Here is a 17,385-nt window from a genome sequence, read left to right as displayed (position 1 = left end):
TTGGGTCAGGTTATGGCGATGAGCGAATCACCATCCAGTGCGACAAACTATTGGGTTTTTGGATACGGATCACTGATCTGGAATCCGGGATTTGCATTTTTGCGAGCCTGAACCGGCAACGCTTTGGGGGGCGCATCGGAGCCTGAGCATTTTTTCGCATCACTATCGCGGTACCGAGGCGCAGCCGGGACTGGTGTTCGGATTGGCGCGGGGCGGATCGTGCCGGGGCATGGCGTTTGAAGTGGCGCCGTCTGTCTGGGAGCAGACGCTGGACTATTTGCGGGCGCGCGAGTTGATCACCGGGGTCTATCGCGAGGCTGAACGCCCCATCAGTCTGGCGACCGGCGGGCGGCTGCGCGCCGTGACCTATCTGGTTGATGAGCATCATGAACAATATGCCGGAAAGCTTAGTCTGGGAGCGCAGGCGGACGTTGTACGGCTGGCGCGGGGCCAGTCAGGCGCCAATATCGATTATGTGCTCAATACCGCCGAGCATCTGGCCCAATGGGGTATTCGTGATCGAAGCCTTGACGCGCTGGTCAGGCTGCTGGCCGCAAACAGGGATTAGGCAGCAGAACGGCGCGCCTCGGGTTCGGCACCCTCGAGATCCCAGATGGTGGTCATGCGCTCAACATCATCGCCCGGCGTTGCCAGACGAAAGGCGCGGTCGGCGCAATCAAGTGCCAGTTTGAAACGGGTGCGGCTCATCGGATCAACAACCAGTTCGGTCATGGAGCCAACCCAAAGCACCAAACTGCCCTTGGCGATCAAATAGAGTTCGCGTTCAGCGAGGCGAAATTGATCAAGACTTTCGCTGATCAGACCATAGGCCCGACCGGAACGACCAAACCAATTTACCGGGCGTGGTTGCGTCTGGTCCAATCGAGTCGTCATCCCAAGCATTGCCATTTCCCCATCTCCCGTGTGCACCACAAGAAGAACAAAAATAGAACAAAAAATCGTTAACGTCAAGCAGTTCTATGGTTAAGTTCTACATCTATGGTATCAGTTGGTCGCAATGTCAATATATAGTAGTCAGGCGGTATCGCGGGCTTGCCTTGCATCCTCGATGGCTTTCCGCAGTTTTTGGTCGATGGGCCGGGCCAATCCCCGGTCTACCGCTTCGAGAATCAAATTAGTTGATTCTGGTTCGATGGCTTTTTTGAGTCTTTGTAAAAAAATGTCGGGCGCCAGCCCGGATTCAATCGGGGGCAGGAATTTTGCCTCGGCCGTTCCGGGCCAGATAATCAGGCTGTTGCGCCCCCAAAACAGGCCGGAGTTCAGCGCGACGGGCACCACCGGCACGCCGAGTTCTGAATATAGACGCACAATACCCTGCCGATATTCAGGTTTGGCCAGCGGTGCGCGACGGGTACCTTCGGGAAATATGACGATACGGCAACCGCGTTCGACGGCGGCGTGGGCCTGTTGCATCATCAGGGGAATGGCCTGAGCGCCCTTGGAGCGGTCAACTTCAATACAATCGAGCGTGCGCGCTGCCCAGCCAAAGAAGGGAATGCGCATCAACTCCTTTTTGACGATATAGGCGGGGCGTCCAGTATAGGGAAAAATGGCAAAGACGTCCCAGTCGCTTTGATGCTTGGCGGCAATGATGCAGCCGCCCTCGGGAATGTTTTCCGCGCCGCTTACCTTGGTCTTGATGCCGCCAAACAGGCGCAGGAGGGTGAGGTTGGACCGGCACCAGTATTTTGCCATCCACCAGCTGAGCGCGGTGCGGCGGCCTGTAAACAGTGCGATCGTGCCAATGGTGATGGCCACAATGGCTGTCTGGCCGATGAACAGCAGGTAAAAAATGGCCGAGCGAATTGCCTGCATCACCATGAGTTTGATTTCTCCAATGGCCTAACGGCGTTGTGTTGGCGTGACCCGGAGTTGATCGGGGTCGGTGTCCGCTCTCACGAGGTTTGCGCCAGAAAGCGTCGCACGGTGACGCGGGAGGTCGTGGCGGTCAAGGCCGCAATCACCAGCACAACGGCGCCAATTCCAACAATGCCACTGACGCCAAGGGCGAAACGGCCGAACAGAATGCCCACTTGCTGGCTGGTTTCGCCGGGCAATACTTCGCCCGCCGCGGTGCCAACCAGAGTAAAAAACAGGATGGCGGCGACACCGCCAATGAAGCCGCCTTGCAGCCCGATGGATAAAAACCGTCCCTGAAACTCACCGGCAATGAATTTGTTGGAGGCCCCGATATAGTGGAGCACGTCAACGATTTCACGATTGGAGGCCATGGCGCCGCGCGTGGCAAAGACAATGGCCAGCATGGTAGCCACGATGATGAGCGCCAGCACCAACAGACCCGAGAGCACAATGGCCCCCGACATGGCGTTCAATTGCTGGCGCCAGACGGCGTGAGTATCAAGGCTGGCGCCTTTTACCGCCTTCAAATCATTGGTCAGCTTGGCGATGTCGGCATCGAGCGGATCGCTGAGATGAACTACAACCAGCCGGGGAATTTCAATGGCAGTCAGGTCCAGTCCGGCGCCGAGCCATGGTTCGAGCAATGCCTGGCTCTCGTCCAGGGTCAGGGCGCGCGCAGAGCCGACACCGGGGGTGGCTTCAGCCAGGGCAACGGCGGTGCGCAGGTTGGATTCCATTACCTCGCCCTCGACCGGGCGTATCTGGATGGTGACTTCGCGGCCAACATCGGCGGACCAGGCGATGGCCGATTTTTGAACCAGCACGACACCGCCAAGCGTCACGGCGGACAAAAATGTCATGATGGCGATCAACAACATCAGCGTGCGACCGGCAACAGAGCGCTCCGGTACGATCGGGGCGGGTCGACCGGGACGGGGAATGAGATTTTTGATCTGCTCAATCATGGATCACCAATTCGCCCTTGGACAGCAGCATGCGCGGATATGAAAACTGGTCGAGCAATGGCAGCTCGTGCGTTGCCAATATGATGGTCATGCCCAAGGTCCGGTTGAGTTCGGCAAACAGGTGTACGAGGCGCGAGGACAGTTCGGGGTCGACATTGCCGGTGGGCTCGTCGGCCAGCAATATCTTGGGGCGGGCGATGACGGCGCGGGCAATGGCGGCGCGTTGTTTTTCGCCACCTGAAAGCAGCGAGGGCAGGGCGTGCATGCGCTCGCCCAGACCCACCCATTCGAGCAGTTCGGTAACGTTGGGCTTGTATTCGCTTTCGGCCTGGCCCAGCACCCGCAGCGGCAGGGCGACATTTTCGAAAGTGGTCAGGTGATCCAGCAGGCGAAATTCCTGAAACACGATGCCGATATGGCGGCGCATCTGCAGGAGGTTGTCATGGCTGAGATTGGTCACATCCTCGCCGAACATGGTGACCTGACCGCGTGACGGCTTGAGCGAGAGCAGCAGCAGACGCAAAAGCGACGTCTTGCCGGCCCCAGATGGCCCGGTCAGAAAATGGAATGAGCCGGGTTCGACCGAAAAGGTCAAATCCCGCAGGATTTCCGGGCCATTGCCATAGCGCAGGCCAACATCGGAAAATTCGATCAAAATGCCAGGCTCCTTAATCGTCTGTCCTGCTTGGGTGCGATCGCAATTCGAATCACATGCGGGCCATCATATCAGGGCGCAGCGATTGTGCGGGGATTGGGGGCGGTTTGGGTGTGGATTGCGGTGCATTTATGTTTATCGCCGACGATCACGGGCGGTTTGAGGAGTTTTAACCTCAATTGGGTACGATTGAAGCGGTCCAAACCTGACAGGCGCCCTCTTCGTCGATGATTATCACCTGCCCACACTGCCAGACGCGCTATCAGGTTGCCTTTGAGGCGATCGGGGCAACCGGCCGCAAGGTGCAGTGTGCCAATTGTCAACGCGACTGGCAGCAGGTGCCGGTGGCACCCGAACCCGTGGCGGACGAGGCGGCAATGAGCGAGGATGCGCTCGATGACGCTTTTGCCCAGGAAGCAAATCTGGCGGCCGAAGAAATGGCCAGGGGGGCTGCAACCGAGGCGAAAGATGATTCCGAACCGCCAACCCAGACCATTGATCCGGCTATTCAGAAAAAGCGGCAGCGGGCCTTGTCGCAGCGGCAAAGTTCGCTGATTGCGCAGTTACCGATGGCGCGGCTGCGCCGGGCGGCCCGCATCATTGCCGCCTGTACGCTGGTGGGGATGATCGGTTTCGGTTTTTTTGGGCGCACAAAGATTGTGGAAATGTTTCCGGCAATGGCCGGGATTTATGAAAGCATGGGTTTGGGCGTCAATGTGGTGGGCCTCAATTTCAGTGATGTTCGCACGCAGCGCACATTGCAGGATGGCAAGGAAGTCCTGCTGGTCGAGGCTGAAATCGTCAATGTGGCACTGGGGCGGATGCCGGTGCCGCCGGTGGTGCTGACGCTGATCGATGGCGAGGGAAGAAATCTTTACCAGTGGAGCGTGCGCCCGCTTGCACGCGGCCTGGCGCCGGGACAGCGAGCGAGCATCAGTACGCACCTGTCACTGCCGCCGGGCAATGTGGCCAAGGTGAAGCTGGCATTCGCCAGCGGGGGCAGCGAGCCCAAGGTGCCGCTCGACGCCGCACCGGGGGCCGCGCATCAGCAAGGCGCCGCGCCCGACCAGATCAATGCTGCCCCACCCGAACCCGCCCCCAGCCAGGAGCATGGATAATGGCTCGAATTCTTGTTGCCGAAGATGACGATTCCGTGCGCGCCTTCGTGGTCAGCGCGCTGGGCATGAAGGGGCACGAGGTCGTTGCGGCCGAAGATGGCGGGTTAGCGGCGGAAATGCTGGCTGAGGAGGCAGGTAAATTTGACCTGTTGCTCAGCGATATCAAGATGCCGATCATGGACGGTATTGCGCTGGCGCTGAACACCGCCGCGACCTATCCCGATATCACTATCGTGCTGATGACCGGCTTTGCCGATCAGCGCGAGCGGGCCCACGGGCTCGAGGCGCTGATTTATGATGTAATCGTCAAGCCGTTCACGCTGGTCGATCTGTTGGCCAAGGTCGATGATGCCCTGGAGGGCAAGCCGGTCGAGGTGGTATCGCTGGCCCGGCGCGAACTGGATAGCTAAAGCCAGTCCGGCACGCTATCCAACGCGATCAGATTCTTGAGCGGCTGGCGCGCACGGATGACGTGATACTGGTCGCCCTGCACCAATACTTCTGGCACCAGGGCGCGCGAATTATAGGTTGAGGCCATGACCGCGCCATAGGCACCGGCGCCCATAATGGCGAGCAGATCGCCTTCAACGACCCCTGATATCGTCCGTCCCTTGGCCAGATAATCGCCGGTCTCGCAGACCGGGCCTACAATGTCGGCGGTTATCGGGGGGAGGTTGGACTGGTTGACCAGTTCCACATCGTGATGGGCTTCATAAAGTGTTGGGCGCAGCAGATCATTCATCGCCGCGTCGACGATGACAAAGCTGGTGCTGCCCCGCTTAACATATTCGACCTTGGTCACCATGATCCCGGCATTACCCACCAATAGCCGTCCGGGCTCAATGACCAGCTTGACGCCCAATTGCCCCACTTTGTCACGAATGACGGCGGCATAGGCGTCGGGATGGGGCGGGGCCTGCTCGTTCTGGTCGTAGGGAATGCCCAGCCCCCCGCCAACATCGACATGTTCAATCGCGTGGCCATCCGCGTTCAGGGTGGTGACCAATTCGGCCATCAGACCACAGGCATTGCCGAAGGGTTCAAGATCGGTGATCTGGCTGCCGATATGCATATCGACGCCGACCGCTGTGACATTGCCCAATTTGGCGATGCGAGCGTAGACCTCGCGGGCGCGGCCATAGGGAATGCCAAATTTGTTTTCAGCCTTGCCGGTGGAAATCTTGGCGTGGGTGCGTGCGTCGACATCTGGATTGATGCGTACCGAAACGCGGGCGGTCTTGCCCATATCGCCGGCGACCATATCGAGCCGTTCAAGCTCGGGCTCGCTTTCGACATTAAAGCAGTGAATGCCCACTTCCAGCCCGCGCCGCATTTCGGCAATGGTTTTGGCGACACCCGAAAAGACAATCATATCAGGCCGGATGCCAGCGGCGAGGGCGCGTTCGAGTTCGCCCAGCGACACAACATCGGCGCCAGCGCCTTCCTGGGCCATGATTTTCAGGACAGCCTGATTGGAATTGGCCTTCATGGCATAGGCCAGAAGGGTGGGGATGCCGTCAAAAGCCTTTTTGACCACCTGGACGTGGCGGCGCAGGGTTGCGGTGGAATAGACGTAAAATGGCGTACCGACTTCGGCGGCCAGCGCGTTAAGGTCAACATCTTCGGCAAACATGGTGCCGTCGCGGTGTTGGAAATGATGGACCATGATGAATATTCTCCGGCGGCGGCAGGGTATTTGCGCTTGTCTAGAACAAGGGCGGGAAAAACAAAAGCGGGCGTTTTTACGTGGCCCCGTAGCTGGCTTCGATGCGGTCGGCGACCATTGATTGCAGGGCCCAGAGGTGGGGGTCGTGGATTCCCATATCCTCAAGGTGGCGGACGGTGGCAAACAGATATTGCGCCATCGAGCCGCGCGATCCGGTGGCGGTGGCCAGCATGTCGGCGATTCGATCTTGGCTCAACCCGCCAACATAGCGGCCCGACTGGCGGTCGATGCAAAAGGTCAGGGCGCGAATGGTGCGTTCGCCAACCCTGGCATTGACCCAACGTGGCGGAAATGCCGAGGGTTTCCAGCCCATTTCACGCTCAAACAGCTTGATCATGTTGGCTTTGACCCGATCCGTGGGGAGGCGATAAAGAACGCCCTTGCATGATCCGCCCCGGTCGAGCGCCAGCATCAATCCGGGGTTTTCGTCGCTGCCGCGAAAGCGATTGTTCCAGCCGAGGCAGAATGATCGGTGCCAACCATGCACCAGTCCGGTGCGCATTTCGACAAAGTCGCAGGCCGGTTTCCAAATCAGCGAACCATAGGCGAAGAACCAGATTTCGCCGGTGGCCGCATCTTTTTGGTCCAGCAATATTTCGAGCGTCTGCTGGTGGTCCGCCGGTGTTGATTCAATCATCCCGGCGGGCGGCTCGGGCAGGGTTTCGACAGTTTCCGGTGGTTGAAGAAACTGGACGTGACGCTCGGTCAATCGCATTTGTCGTTGGGCGTTCGGCATTCTTCAAACCTATGATGGACGGGCACTCTCCCACGGGCGAACCGGGCAAAGGGTGGCGATGAAAGGATTTTTATTCAACCCCGCCATCGCCGTGGTCGCCATGCTTTTTACCGCCCAGTGGGCGCGGCTCGTGGGTTTGACCGGTCAGCACGGACTTCCAGCGAGCGGCCTGGGTCAAAACATTTGCCGGAGCGGTGCCGCCATAGCTCTGACGCGAAGCAACCGAACTTTCAACGCTCAGAATTTTATGAATGCGGCTATCGATGCGCTGGTCGACCTGTTTGAAATCTTCAATGGTGAGGCCCTCGAGCCCGCAGTTCTTCTGTTCGGCCAATGCCACGATCTGGCCGGTGACATGGTGGGCGTCGCGGAAGGGCATATTGACCTCGCGGACCAGCCAGTCGGCAATATCGGTGGCGGTGGAAAAACCAGCGCTGGCGGCGGCATGCATCCTGTCGCGATTGACCTTGAGATCACCGACCATGCCAGTCATGGCGGCCAATGAGAGCGAGAGGCTGTCGAGTGCGTCGAAGGCGATTTCCTTGTCTTCCTGCATATCCTTGGAATAGGCCAACGGCAGCCCCTTCATCACCACGATCAATGAGGTCAGGGCGCCGAGAATGCGGCCGATCTTGGCGCGAACCAGTTCGGCGGCGTCGGGATTGCGCTTTTGCGGCATGATCGAGGAGCCGGTGGAATATTTGTCCGAGAGACGCACGAACCCGAACTGGGCCGAGCTCCAGATCACCAGTTCTTCGGCAAAGCGCGACAGATGAACGGCACAGATCGAGGCCGCGGACAGGGCCTCGAGAATGAAATCGCGATCAGACACGGCGTCGAGTGAATTGGCGGCGGGCCGATCAAAGCCAAGGGCGTTGGCGGTCATATGCCGATCAATAGGAAATGACGTGCCGGCGAGCGCGGCAGCACCAAGAGGACATTCGTTGAGGCGCTTGCGGGCATCGGACAAGCGGGAGGCATCGCGGCCAAGCATTTCAACATAGGCCAGCAGATGATGGCCGAAGGTCACGGGTTGGGCGCTCTGGAGATGGGTGAAGCCGGGCATGATGGTTTCGGCTTCGTCTTCAGCACGGCTCACCAGACCCAGTTGCAGGGTGTTGATCTGGGCAATCAGCGTATCAATGGCATCGCGGACATAGAGCTTGAAATCGGTGGCGACCTGATCATTGCGCGAGCGCGCAGTATGCAGGCGCCCGGCGGCATCGCCGATCTGCTCGCGCAGGCGGCTTTCCACATTCATGTGAATGTCTTCGAGTGCGCGCGAAAATGTGAACGTGCCCGCGTCAATCTCCGCCAAAACCGATTGCAAACCCGATATGATCGAATCGGTATCGTCCTGCGTCAGTATGCCGGTTTGCGCCAGCATGTTGGCATGGGCGATAGATCCGGCAATGTCCTGTTTGAACAGACGATGGTCAAAGCCGATCGATGCGTTGATTTCTTCCATGATGGCGTCGGGGCCCGATGAAAACCGGCCGCCCCACATCTTGTTGCTCATCACTAATCCCTGGAGCTTGAATGTCTGAACAAAGCCCGCCCCCCGCCAAGAAGTCGAATACTCCCAAGCTGATTGTTACCCTGGGGCTGGCCAGCGTGGCGCTAGCTATATCGGGGTGGGTGTACCTTAGCAATGGTAGCGCGACGGCCAAGGAATGTCCGGTGCAGGCGGCGCAGGCGGCGGTTATCGATAGTGCGGCGGTTGGTGAGTTGGCGGCGCTGAACCCGACCGGCGAGGGGCGGGGCTACGAAAAGACCGCCTTCAAGGATGCGGCCGGCAAGGACATGACCATCGCCGACTTCAAGGGCAAGGCACTGCTGGTCAATTTCTGGGCCAGCTGGTGTGTGCCATGTCGCGAGGAAATGCCGGCGCTGGACGCGCTGGCGGCCAAATATAATGCCGACAATTTCATGGTATTGCCGATCAATCTCGATATTGGCGATGAGGGGCCAGAAAAGGCCAAGGCATTCATGGACGAGCAGGGGCTGACCAATTTGCCAATCTACACCGATGCAAGCTTTGCCGCGTTCAAGAAGTTGCAGACCGATGCGGTGGCCATCGGATTGCCGACGACATTGGTGCTGGATGCCAATGGTTGCGAGTTGGCGGTATTGCAGGGGCCGGCCGAGTGGAATTCACCTGACGGCGAGGCGGTGGTCAAAACCCTGATCGATCTGGTGGGTAAAGGCGCCTAGAACGCACCAAGTCAGGCCTGGGTTCGCCGCATGGCGAAAACCCTAGACCAGCCGATCAACGTCAGCGCCGTTGGAGACCACAATCGGCTTGGGATCGGGTTCGTCGGCGGTTTTGGGATCGGCGCTGTTATCGACCGCCGTGCGCACTTTTTGGGTCAATACCGCAACCTTTGCCAGTTCGGCACCCGCCGGGGTGGCCTCGCGGTGGACGATGCGGTTGATCATGGCTGGGGGGCTGATGCCGATAGCGTTGGCCATGGTGATCAGGCCAGCTTGTCGATCTTGAGACCCTGACCGGGTGGGGGCGCGGCGCGGGAGACCTCGGAGACCATATCGGCGGTCGCCTGATCCATTTCGATGCTCTTTTTGAGCACTGCCTGCTGCATATTGGCCCGGCTGGAGGCATTGGACATGGCAACCATCTGCATTGTCAAATCTGTATCCATAATAGTCTCCCTGGCCAATTTTGCATGGGCACCCTAGGAGCCCGGTGTGAAAAAAGACTTGGGATGGATGGATAATTTTATGCAAATGCGGGCCTTATCGGCCGCCCAGCAAGGGCACGGCGCGCCGGCGCAGCACTAGTGTCAGCGCAATTCCCGCGGCAAAGCCACCCAGATGAGCCCACCATGAAACCGGCTCGCCGGCATCAACAATGAGATAGAATATCTGGCTGGCGATCCAGAATCCCAGCATCCAGAAGGCTGGCACCGGCAGGGGAATGGGAATGACGATGCGGGCCAAAACGAATACGCGGGCGTGCGGGTAGAGCAGGACATAGGCACCCATGACGCCCGCAACGGCACCCGAAGCGCCAACGAGCGGGCCATTGCCATCGAGATTGAAAGCCAGATGGGTCAGGGCGGCAAGTACCGCGCAGGCTCCATAGAACAACAGGAAGCGCCAATGGCCCATGGCGTCCTCGATATTGTCGCCGAAAATCCACAGGAACAGCATGTTGGTGAGCAGGTGGAGCCAGTCGGCGTGCAGGAAGGCATAGGTATAAAGGGTTGCCCAGTCCGGGAGCCATACAAGGGGCTGAGGATAAAGGTCGCGCACGACTATGGGGATCATGCCAAAGTCGATGGTTGCCTGCTGAAAATCTACCGGTGACAGGCTGGCCGTGACAGCAAAGATCAGTCCATTGAGCGCGATCAGCCCATAGGTGACATAGGCGACCTTGACGTAGCGGATCGGATTGGAATCGTGCAGCGGCAGGAACATGGACTCTTCCTCGCGACCGGTTCCGCCGACCGATCAGTTGTCTTTGGCGGTCCTGGTATTATTGCCCGGCACCCAAAGAACGTCCTTGTCACCATTGGCATTGGTGACGCGGCCAAGAACAAATAGCAGGTCCGACAGGCGATTGAGATAGCGAATCGCCTCAGGACTGACGTCGGGTTCAATGCTGGCCAGTTCGACCACGATTCGCTCAGCGCGGCGCACGGTAGTGCGGGCGATATGCAGCGCGGCGGAGGTGGGCGTGCCGCCGGGCAGGACAAAGCTTTTTAGCGGGGCCAGCGCGTCATTGTACTGGTCAATTTCCTGCTCGATCCAGGCCGTCTGCACGGCGGTGACACGCAGGGATTTTGGCGCGTCGGGCGCGTCCTCGCCCGGGGTTGCCAGGTCGGAGCCTACATCGAACAGATCATTCTGGATGCGGCCCAGCAGCCGGTCGATCTTGGGCATCGAGGTGGTGTATAGGCGGGCCTGGCCGATAAAGGCGTTGGCTTCCTCGATTGTGCCATAGGCTGCGACACGAAGGTCATGCTTGGCACGCCTGGGGCCGCGCACCAGACCCGTGGTGCCATCGTCGCCGGTTCTAGTGTAGATGCGATTGAGTTTGACCATGAGTTCAGGCTCCGTCCGCTGCCGAAGAAATACAGCGCACCCATCAGCAGAATGAGCGCGACGGCCTGGCCCATGACGCGCAAACGCATGAGTTTTTGACTGGTGTTGCCCGGACCACCCTTGGCCATGTTCCAAAGACCCATGCCCAGGACGCCGACGACGAACAGCAGGGCAAGGGCGATGGCGATGTTAAAGAGAACGTGCATGGTAACCTCGAGGGTAGGGGCGTGCTTGCCTATACGGAATTGCCAGCGATATGGCCCACAAGTGCTTCGGCAAGCGCATCATAAATGACACGGATTCGCCCGCTGGTGAACAGTTCCCGATGCGTTGTCAGCCAAACTTCAAGTGCGGGCAGCGGCATTTGGGGCAGAACCGCGCGCATTTCCGGCGTATGCGCGACCATATGGCGCTGGGCAAAGCCGATCCCAAGACCGGCGCGGATCAATTCCCAGAGATTGGTCTGGCTGTCGCAGCGCAGGGCGAAATGATCTCGGGTAAGAGGAAAGCCAAGCGCATTGGCATGGGCAATGATCAGTTCAGAGCGATCAAGTCCGACCAGATCGTGCTGGTATAGATCGTCAATCGATTGCGGCGTGCCGCGGCGATCGAGATAGGCCTGGCTGGCGCAGCAGACCGTGGGCAATTCGCCGAGTTTTTTAGTGATCAAATCCAATTGGGTGGGCCGAAACATGCGGATGGCAATGTCGCTTTCGCGCAGGAGCAGGTTTTCGGCACTATCGGTGGGCACGAGTTCGATGGCGATATTGGGAAATTTGTCGCGGATGCCAACAAGGATGCGCGGCAGGACATAGTGACAAACGACAGTGCTGGCGGTGAGGCGCACGGCGCCACCCAGATCCTGCTGGGCACCTTCGGCCACAAGCGATGCCTGGGAAAGGGCCGACTGGGCCAGCTGGACCGGCTCGAGCATGCGCAGGGCGGTGGGATTTGGTTTCAGGCCGCTCAAGGTGCGCTCGAACAGGGGAACGCCCAGACGTTGTTCGAGCGCCTCGATATGACGGCCAAGCGTTGGTTGCGAGAGCGACAGGGATCGCGCGGCGCCAGAGAGTGACCCGGTTTCGACGACGGCGGCAAAACTGCGCCAGAGCGACCAATCCACGGCTCTATTCATTATTGAATATCGATTCTGCATTTTTCGCCAATGGCGAAACAATAATGAATATTAGATGCTGTGTCCATCAACAGTTGGAGCAGGATGATGGACAAGCAGAAAATCACGATCTTGGGTATCAATGGTCATATCGGACACGCGGCAGCCGAGGCATTTGTGGCGGCTGGATGGCAGGTCACCGGCTTTGGACGGCGCAACAAAAAGCCGATAGAGGGGGCGGCGTTCGTCAAGGGCGATGCGCGCCAACAGGGGGATATTGAGGCGGCGATTGCTAGTGCCGATGTGGTCTTTAACGGGCTTAACCTGCCCTATGATCAATGGGACAAGGGGCGTGCGGAAGCCCAGCTGGCAATTGTTCTGGCGGCGCTGGAAAATTCGGGCAAGACGCTATTGTTTCCCGGCAATATCTACAATTATGCCGCCAGCGACCGGGTGCTGACGCCCGAGATGGCGCAACATCCCGAAACGCCGCGCGGCGCCATTCGCGTGCGGCAGGAGCAGATGCTGGCGCGGGCCGCCGAGGCGGGGGATGTGCAGGTCATCATCCTGCGGGCCGGGGACTTCTATGGGCCGAACAATCAGGGCGACTGGTTTGATCAGGCGATGATGATGAGCGTGGGCAAAGGCCGGATCCACCATATGGCGGGGCTCGATGTGGGGCATAGCTGGGCTTATCTGCCCGATCTGGGCGCGGCCTTTGTCAAGCTGGCAGAGCGGCGTCAAAGCCTTAAAAGCTTCGATCGGTTTCATTTTTCCGGCCATTATGTGACCCACGGTGCCTTGATGGCGGCGATACAGACAAGTTCGACGCAGCCCCTGCGGGTGGTGCCGATGCCCTGGATCATGTTGCGTCTGATGGGTATCGGGATGCCGGTGATCCGCGAAGTGGTCAAGATGCGCTATCTTTGGGACAATCCTATGCGGCTTGAGGACAAGCGGCTGGGCGACATTCTGGGGCCCGATTTTGGCACCGAGCTTGGGGCTGCGGTGAGGGCCAGCGTAGTGCAGTATTTCGCAAATACCGCCAAAGCGGCTTAGGCAAGGCCGAGCTGGGCGCGGACTTTTTCCGGCGTCCAGCCACTCTCGCGCAAACTGGCCAGGCTGGGCGATCCCTTGGATTTGGCCAGCTTGGCGCCGCTCTGGTCGCGGATCAGATTGTGAAAATTATAGATTGGACTGGGCAGGCCCAAAAGGAATTGCAACAAGACATGGATGTCAGTCGCCGCCTCCATGTCACGGCCACGGGTGACGTGGGTGATGGCTTGGGCGGCATCATCGACGACGACGCTCAAATGGTAGGAGGTGGGCGTCTCCTTGCGCTGGAGCACGACATCGCCCCAGCGTTGCGGTTGGGCATAGCGGATCTGGGGGCGGTCAAGGACGCTGGGGCCGACAAGAGTGAACGTTAATGGGCCGGTCAGGGCGAGGGCGCGTTCCATATCAAGTCGATATTGCACCGGCTCGCCCCGCTCGAGCCGGTCCGCGCATTCGCGGGGACTTAAATGGCGGCAGGTGCCGGAATATAAAGGTGCGCCGTCAGGATCGGTGCCCCTGGCATGGGCGGCAATGATGCGGCGGCTGCAAAAACAGGGATAGAGCAATTGATGCGCATTTAGCTCTGCGGCGGCGGCGCGATAGTGCTCGAAACGTAGACTTTGCCGCCAGACCGGCTCAGGCCATTCAAGCCCCAACCAGGCCAGATCCCGCAGGATGGCAGCGTCATATTCGGGTTTACAGCGCTCTATGTCGATGTCTTCGATCCGCAGCAGGGTAGATGCGCCCAGGCGCTCGGCGGCCTGCCAGGTGAAGAGGGCCGAATAGGCGTGACCCAAATGCAATAATCCGTTGGGGCTTGGTGCAAAGCGCAGGCGTGGTAGATTTGCCGACATCGAATCCTTCCTTGAATATCGGGAACAGCATGACACAAAATCTGCCAACCCGTCTGGATAGTGCGGCGGCTCTGGCGCTGCAAATTGACCGACTGGTGCAGTGTGATCCAAGGCTGCAATCAGTTCGCGATCTGGCGGGCGCGGTCGAACCGCGCATTAATCCGCGCGGCTTTGTCGGCTTGGCCAAGGTGATTTGCGGCCAGCAATTGTCAGTGGCGAGTGCCCGGGCGATCTGGGCGCGGTTTGAAGCGTTGGCCGGGGCGACAGCGCCGCACAGTTTTCTGGAACTGAACGAAGAAACGGTGCGTGCCACTGGCTTTTCGGCAGGGAAGTTTCGCACCGTTACCACTATCGCTGAAGCGATCAGGGCGGGGGATCTCGATTTCGAGGCGCTGGAAACGCTGCCGATCGACGAGGCGGTCGCGGTTTTGACGGCGCTCAAGGGGGTCGGACCATGGACGGCGGAAATCTATATGATGTTTTGCGCGGGCCATCCGGACCTGTTTCCGGCCGGCGACCTAGCGTTGCAAAAAGCGGTTCAGCACGGGCTGGGACTGGAAACGCGTCCCACCAGCGCCGAACTCTATGAGATCGCCGCGCCATGGTCGCCACATCGCGCCGCTGCGGCCCTGTTGTTCTGGCGCTATTTTGCCGCGATCAAGGAGCGGGACGGGGTCGCGCTCTAGGATTTGGCAATTGGGTGGGGTTGCCAAGGCGCCGCGGCGCTGGCACTTGGAACGCACCAACACCAAACTGGACGGATAAATGCCCAAACTTTCAGGTCCGATGCTGCCGCCGCTTTCGGGCGGCGCACCCAAACAGGCGGTCATTTTGTTGCACGGCTATGGCTCGGACGGCAATGATCTGATCGGGTTGGCACCGCATTGGCGCGACATGTTGCCTGACGCGGTATTTATTGCGCCCAATGCGCCCGAGCGGGTGCCGGGGCATCCATCGGGGTTTCAATGGTTCGCCCCGGATTTTGAGGCGGATAGCATAGCCATGCGCCAACAGGGATTGCATGCGGCAGCGCCGGTGCTGGGCGAATTCCTGACCGATTTTTGGGCCCAGACCGGCCTTGGCGCCGAGGACACAATTTTGGCCGGGTTCAGCCAAGGGGCGATGATGGCGCTGCATTTCGGTCTGTCGTTGCCCGAGCCGCTCATGGGGGTGCTTGGCTTTTCGGGTCTTTTTCAACCAGCCGACAATTTTGGGGCGGCACATCTGCCTAAACCGCCAGTGGCCATTATTCATGGCGATATGGACGCGGTTGTGGCCTTCTCGCTGGGCGAGGCTGCGGCGGCAACGCTCACCGAGGCCGGTTATGATGTCGATTTTCACAGTTCTGTCGGCGTCGGGCACGGTATCGCGCCAGATGGGCTGGCCTTTGCGGCCGCGTTCATCACCAAAATACTGGCAAAGCAGGTTTAGCACCAAATCATTGTAATCCCTGCTTCACAGCGGTGTCACAAACGGCTTACAATATAGGCATTATGGAGCCTACCCGATTCCCGCTTCGGGAGTCTCAAGTGACCATCCATGTGTCGCCTGAGTCCTGTCCCGCCCTTGTATTGAACGCCGATTTCCGGCCGCTCAGTTACTATCCCTTGTCGTTATGGTCTTGGCAGGATGCGATCAAGGCGGTGTGCCTGGACCGGGTCAATATCGTTTCAGAATATGATCTGAAAATTCATAGCCCCAGCTTTGAAATGAATTTGCCCAGTGTCATTTCGCTGCGCGACTATATCAAGCCGGCGCGGCATCCCGCCTTTACGCGGTTTAATGTTTTTCTGCGCGATCGCTTCCAATGCCAATATTGCGGGGCGCGCGAGGATTTGACCTTTGACCATGTCATTCCGCGTTCAAAAGGCGGTATGACGACCTGGGAAAATGTCGTAGCGGCGTGTGCGCCCTGCAATCTGCGCAAGGCCAATCGGCTGCCCGCCGATATCAGGATGTTTCCGCGTCAGGCGCCCTATCATCCCACAGTCTATGATCTGCACAATAATGGCCGGGCGTTTCCGCCCAATCATTTGCACCAGAGTTGGCTCGATTATCTCTATTGGGATATTGAGCTGGAGCCTTAGACGCTGGCTATTCCAAGTTCGGCCAAGAGGAAATCGGCGCGCTGTGTGATCGGGCATTTGGGCAGGCTCAATAATGTCATAGCCCAGTGCCGGATAGGCTGCGCACAAGCGATCATATTCACTGATCGCTGCATACAGATCATGCTGGCGCTCGGCGTCCCTGACATAGTTTTCGGGCCAGGGCGGTGTCATGAAAACGCGCCGGTGATAGCGGTGATTATGTTTCAGGCTCGGCGACGACGCCATTCTCACCGGCGGCTTGCAGCGCAACGGCGGCATCAACCAGACCCCGGTCGAAAAATATCCAGCCGGACAGATCGCTGGCGTGCTGGCGATCTGCAAGGGCCACAGCGACGGCCTTCTGGGCAAAGGCTTTGGGATTGACCCAAGGCAAGGCGGCGCCATCGCCACATTGTTCTTCGGCAACGATGCGTCGACCGGGTTCGGCAATGGTATTGAAGTTGCGTTGAGCCAACTCTGCCAACAGGCTCGATTTGCCGCCTCCTGAACAGCCCGAAATGATGACAAACCGGTCCATGGCTATTGCTTCAATATCTCACGATGTTCAGGCGGCGCGGTTGTGGCGGTATTGGGCCAGCATGGAGATGCCGATCAGCACGACACAAATTGCCGATATCAAGGCATTGTAGCCCGCAAGGGTTATGCCGAGAAAACTGAACTGCACCTGATCGCACGGCACGATATGGGAGTCATTGAGGTTGGACAAAGCATCGAAAGTGGTGGTTTCGCCGGTGCCCGTGCACGCGGTCGGGCCGGGCCAGAAACCCCATTCAACCCCGGCGTGATAGCCGCCCATAAAAGTGCTCCAGATGAAAATGGCACCAACAATGGCCATGGCAATATACCAGACCGGCAGGGGCAGGCGGTTCCAGAGCAAAAGGATCAGTGCCAGGATCGGCAGACCCCAATAGTAGGCCATGCGTTGCTCAAGGCACAATTCGCATGGCACCAACCCAAAAAGCTGTGATGTCCAGGCCCCGGCAATGGTCAACAAGGCGAGGACAAAGGCCAGTGCGGCAGATTTCTTGTCGAGCGGAGAAAATATCGAAGTGGACATGGCACTGCCTTGAGAAATGACGCTGCCCGTCCTTAGGGCGAATGGCATGA

At 58.9% G+C, this 17,385-nt stretch carries 21 protein-coding genes and 3 pseudogenes; 8 read left to right on the top strand and 16 right to left on the bottom strand.

Annotated elements, in window-relative coordinates:
• Positions 1-18: 18 nt before the first annotated feature.
• A pseudogene (locus PSQ19_RS11655) lies at positions 19-568 on the top strand (gamma-glutamylcyclotransferase).
• On the opposite strand, the gene PSQ19_RS11650 reads toward PSQ19_RS11655, so the two are convergent.
• The 4 genes from PSQ19_RS11650 to ftsE form a co-directional block, all read right to left on the bottom strand.
• Positions 565-909: a hypothetical protein gene (locus tag PSQ19_RS11650; protein ID WP_282217869.1), complete on the bottom strand. Its 345-nt coding sequence runs from the start codon at positions 907-909 to the stop codon at positions 565-567. The pseudogene PSQ19_RS11655 and the gene PSQ19_RS11650 overlap by 4 nt on opposite strands.
• Positions 910-1,035: 126 nt before the next feature.
• Positions 1,036-1,842 carry a lysophospholipid acyltransferase family protein gene (locus tag PSQ19_RS11645; RefSeq protein WP_282217868.1) on the bottom strand — a complete coding sequence of 269 codons (807 nt, stop codon included), beginning with the start codon at positions 1,840-1,842 and terminating at the stop codon, positions 1,036-1,038.
• A 74-nt stretch (positions 1,843-1,916) separates the two neighbouring features.
• On the bottom strand, positions 1,917-2,846 hold the full coding sequence (locus PSQ19_RS11640) for a cell division protein FtsX (protein WP_282217867.1): 930 nt from the start codon (positions 2,844-2,846) through the stop codon (positions 1,917-1,919).
• Positions 2,839-3,501 carry a cell division ATP-binding protein FtsE gene (gene ftsE / locus PSQ19_RS11635; RefSeq protein WP_282217866.1) on the bottom strand — a complete coding sequence of 221 codons (663 nt, stop codon included), beginning with the start codon at positions 3,499-3,501 and terminating at the stop codon, positions 2,839-2,841. Before ftsE ends, PSQ19_RS11640 begins: the two co-directional genes overlap by 8 nt.
• Before the next feature lie 227 nt (positions 3,502-3,728).
• On the opposite strand from ftsE, the gene PSQ19_RS11630 reads away from it, so the two are divergent.
• Positions 3,729-4,619 (top strand): zinc-ribbon domain-containing protein, encoded by an 891-nt coding sequence (locus PSQ19_RS11630; protein ID WP_282217865.1) that lies wholly within the window; start codon positions 3,729-3,731, stop codon positions 4,617-4,619.
• Positions 4,619-5,029 (top strand): response regulator, encoded by a 411-nt coding sequence (locus PSQ19_RS11625; RefSeq protein ID WP_282217864.1) that lies wholly within the window; start codon positions 4,619-4,621, stop codon positions 5,027-5,029. The genes PSQ19_RS11630 and PSQ19_RS11625 overlap by 1 nt, the downstream gene beginning before the upstream one ends.
• On the opposite strand, the gene lysA is transcribed toward PSQ19_RS11625, so the two are convergent.
• From lysA to argH, 3 genes are all read right to left on the bottom strand, one after another.
• Positions 5,026-6,285, bottom strand: coding sequence for a diaminopimelate decarboxylase (gene lysA / locus PSQ19_RS11620; RefSeq protein ID WP_282217863.1), 1,260 nt, complete (start codon positions 6,283-6,285; stop codon positions 5,026-5,028). The two genes, PSQ19_RS11625 and lysA, sit on opposite strands and share 4 nt — an antisense overlap.
• Positions 6,286-6,361: 76 nt before the next feature.
• A complete protein-coding gene (locus tag PSQ19_RS11615; RefSeq protein WP_282217862.1) occupies positions 6,362-7,081 on the bottom strand; it encodes a gamma-glutamylcyclotransferase in 720 nt (239 codons plus the stop codon).
• 70 nt (positions 7,082-7,151) lie between these two features.
• Complete coding sequence (gene argH, locus PSQ19_RS11610) at positions 7,152-8,600, bottom strand: argininosuccinate lyase (RefSeq protein ID WP_282217861.1); 1,449 nt, start codon at positions 8,598-8,600, stop codon at positions 7,152-7,154.
• Positions 8,601-8,620: 20 nt separating this feature from the next.
• Here argH and PSQ19_RS11605 point away from each other — a divergent pair, with 20 nt between their 5' ends.
• On the top strand, positions 8,621-9,295 hold the full coding sequence (locus tag PSQ19_RS11605) for a TlpA disulfide reductase family protein (RefSeq protein ID WP_282217860.1): 675 nt from the start codon (positions 8,621-8,623) through the stop codon (positions 9,293-9,295).
• A gap of 42 nt (positions 9,296-9,337) precedes the next feature.
• Here PSQ19_RS11605 and PSQ19_RS11600 read toward each other — a convergent pair whose 3' ends face one another.
• The 6 genes and pseudogenes from PSQ19_RS11600 to PSQ19_RS11575 form a co-directional block, all read right to left on the bottom strand.
• Positions 9,338-9,553 (bottom strand): hypothetical protein, encoded by a 216-nt coding sequence (locus PSQ19_RS11600; RefSeq protein ID WP_282217859.1) that lies wholly within the window; start codon positions 9,551-9,553, stop codon positions 9,338-9,340.
• A 5-nt stretch (positions 9,554-9,558) separates the two neighbouring features.
• Positions 9,559-9,741 carry a hypothetical protein gene (locus PSQ19_RS11595; RefSeq protein ID WP_282217858.1) on the bottom strand — a complete coding sequence of 61 codons (183 nt, stop codon included), beginning with the start codon at positions 9,739-9,741 and terminating at the stop codon, positions 9,559-9,561.
• Between the two features lie 94 nt (positions 9,742-9,835).
• Positions 9,836-10,519, bottom strand: a complete 684-nt coding sequence (locus PSQ19_RS11590) for a rhomboid family intramembrane serine protease (protein WP_282217857.1) — start codon at positions 10,517-10,519, stop codon at positions 9,836-9,838.
• A gap of 33 nt (positions 10,520-10,552) precedes the next feature.
• On the bottom strand, positions 10,553-11,146 hold the full coding sequence (locus PSQ19_RS11585; RefSeq protein WP_282217856.1) for a cob(I)yrinic acid a,c-diamide adenosyltransferase: 594 nt from the start codon (positions 11,144-11,146) through the stop codon (positions 10,553-10,555).
• 35 nt (positions 11,147-11,181) lie between these two features.
• Positions 11,182-11,352: pseudogene (locus PSQ19_RS11580) on the bottom strand (twin transmembrane helix small protein); the annotation flags it as partial.
• A 29-nt stretch (positions 11,353-11,381) separates the two neighbouring features.
• The gene (locus PSQ19_RS11575) at positions 11,382-12,281 is read right to left on the bottom strand and encodes a LysR family transcriptional regulator (RefSeq protein WP_282217855.1); all 900 of its coding nucleotides are present in this window, start codon (positions 12,279-12,281) and stop codon (positions 11,382-11,384) included.
• Positions 12,282-12,365: 84 nt separating this feature from the next.
• Between PSQ19_RS11575 and PSQ19_RS11570 the strand changes: the two genes are divergently transcribed.
• Positions 12,366-13,319, top strand: coding sequence for an NAD-dependent epimerase/dehydratase family protein (locus PSQ19_RS11570; RefSeq protein WP_282217854.1), 954 nt, complete (start codon positions 12,366-12,368; stop codon positions 13,317-13,319).
• Here the strand turns inward: PSQ19_RS11570 and gluQRS are convergent.
• Entirely contained in the window at positions 13,316-14,170 is an 855-nt protein-coding gene (gene gluQRS / locus PSQ19_RS11565; RefSeq protein ID WP_282217853.1) for a tRNA glutamyl-Q(34) synthetase GluQRS, read from the bottom strand. The genes PSQ19_RS11570 and gluQRS overlap by 4 nt on opposite strands.
• A gap of 29 nt (positions 14,171-14,199) precedes the next feature.
• Here gluQRS and PSQ19_RS11560 point away from each other — a divergent pair, with 29 nt between their 5' ends.
• The 3 genes from PSQ19_RS11560 to PSQ19_RS11550 all read left to right on the top strand — a co-directional run bounded on the left by PSQ19_RS11560 (position 14,200) and on the right by PSQ19_RS11550 (position 16,257).
• Entirely contained in the window at positions 14,200-14,856 is a 657-nt protein-coding gene (locus PSQ19_RS11560; RefSeq protein WP_282217852.1) for a DNA-3-methyladenine glycosylase family protein, read from the top strand.
• A gap of 79 nt (positions 14,857-14,935) precedes the next feature.
• Complete coding sequence (locus PSQ19_RS11555) at positions 14,936-15,601, top strand: alpha/beta hydrolase (RefSeq protein WP_282217851.1); 666 nt, start codon at positions 14,936-14,938, stop codon at positions 15,599-15,601.
• A 98-nt stretch (positions 15,602-15,699) separates the two neighbouring features.
• The gene (locus PSQ19_RS11550) at positions 15,700-16,257 is read left to right on the top strand and encodes an HNH endonuclease (protein WP_282217850.1); all 558 of its coding nucleotides are present in this window, start codon (positions 15,700-15,702) and stop codon (positions 16,255-16,257) included.
• Here the strand turns inward: PSQ19_RS11550 and PSQ19_RS19845 are convergent.
• Positions 16,254-16,795: pseudogene (locus PSQ19_RS19845) on the bottom strand (AAA family ATPase). The gene PSQ19_RS11550 and the pseudogene PSQ19_RS19845 overlap by 4 nt on opposite strands.
• 27 nt (positions 16,796-16,822) lie before the next feature.
• Positions 16,823-17,335 carry a disulfide bond formation protein B gene (locus PSQ19_RS11540; RefSeq protein WP_282217849.1) on the bottom strand — a complete coding sequence of 171 codons (513 nt, stop codon included), beginning with the start codon at positions 17,333-17,335 and terminating at the stop codon, positions 16,823-16,825.
• Positions 17,336-17,385: the final 50 nt, after the last annotated feature.

This window comes from Devosia algicola, assembly GCF_028816455.1.
Taxonomy (GTDB): Bacteria; Pseudomonadota; Alphaproteobacteria; order Rhizobiales; family Devosiaceae; genus Devosia; species Devosia algicola.
This window is presented reverse-complemented; position numbering and strand designations above follow the sequence as displayed.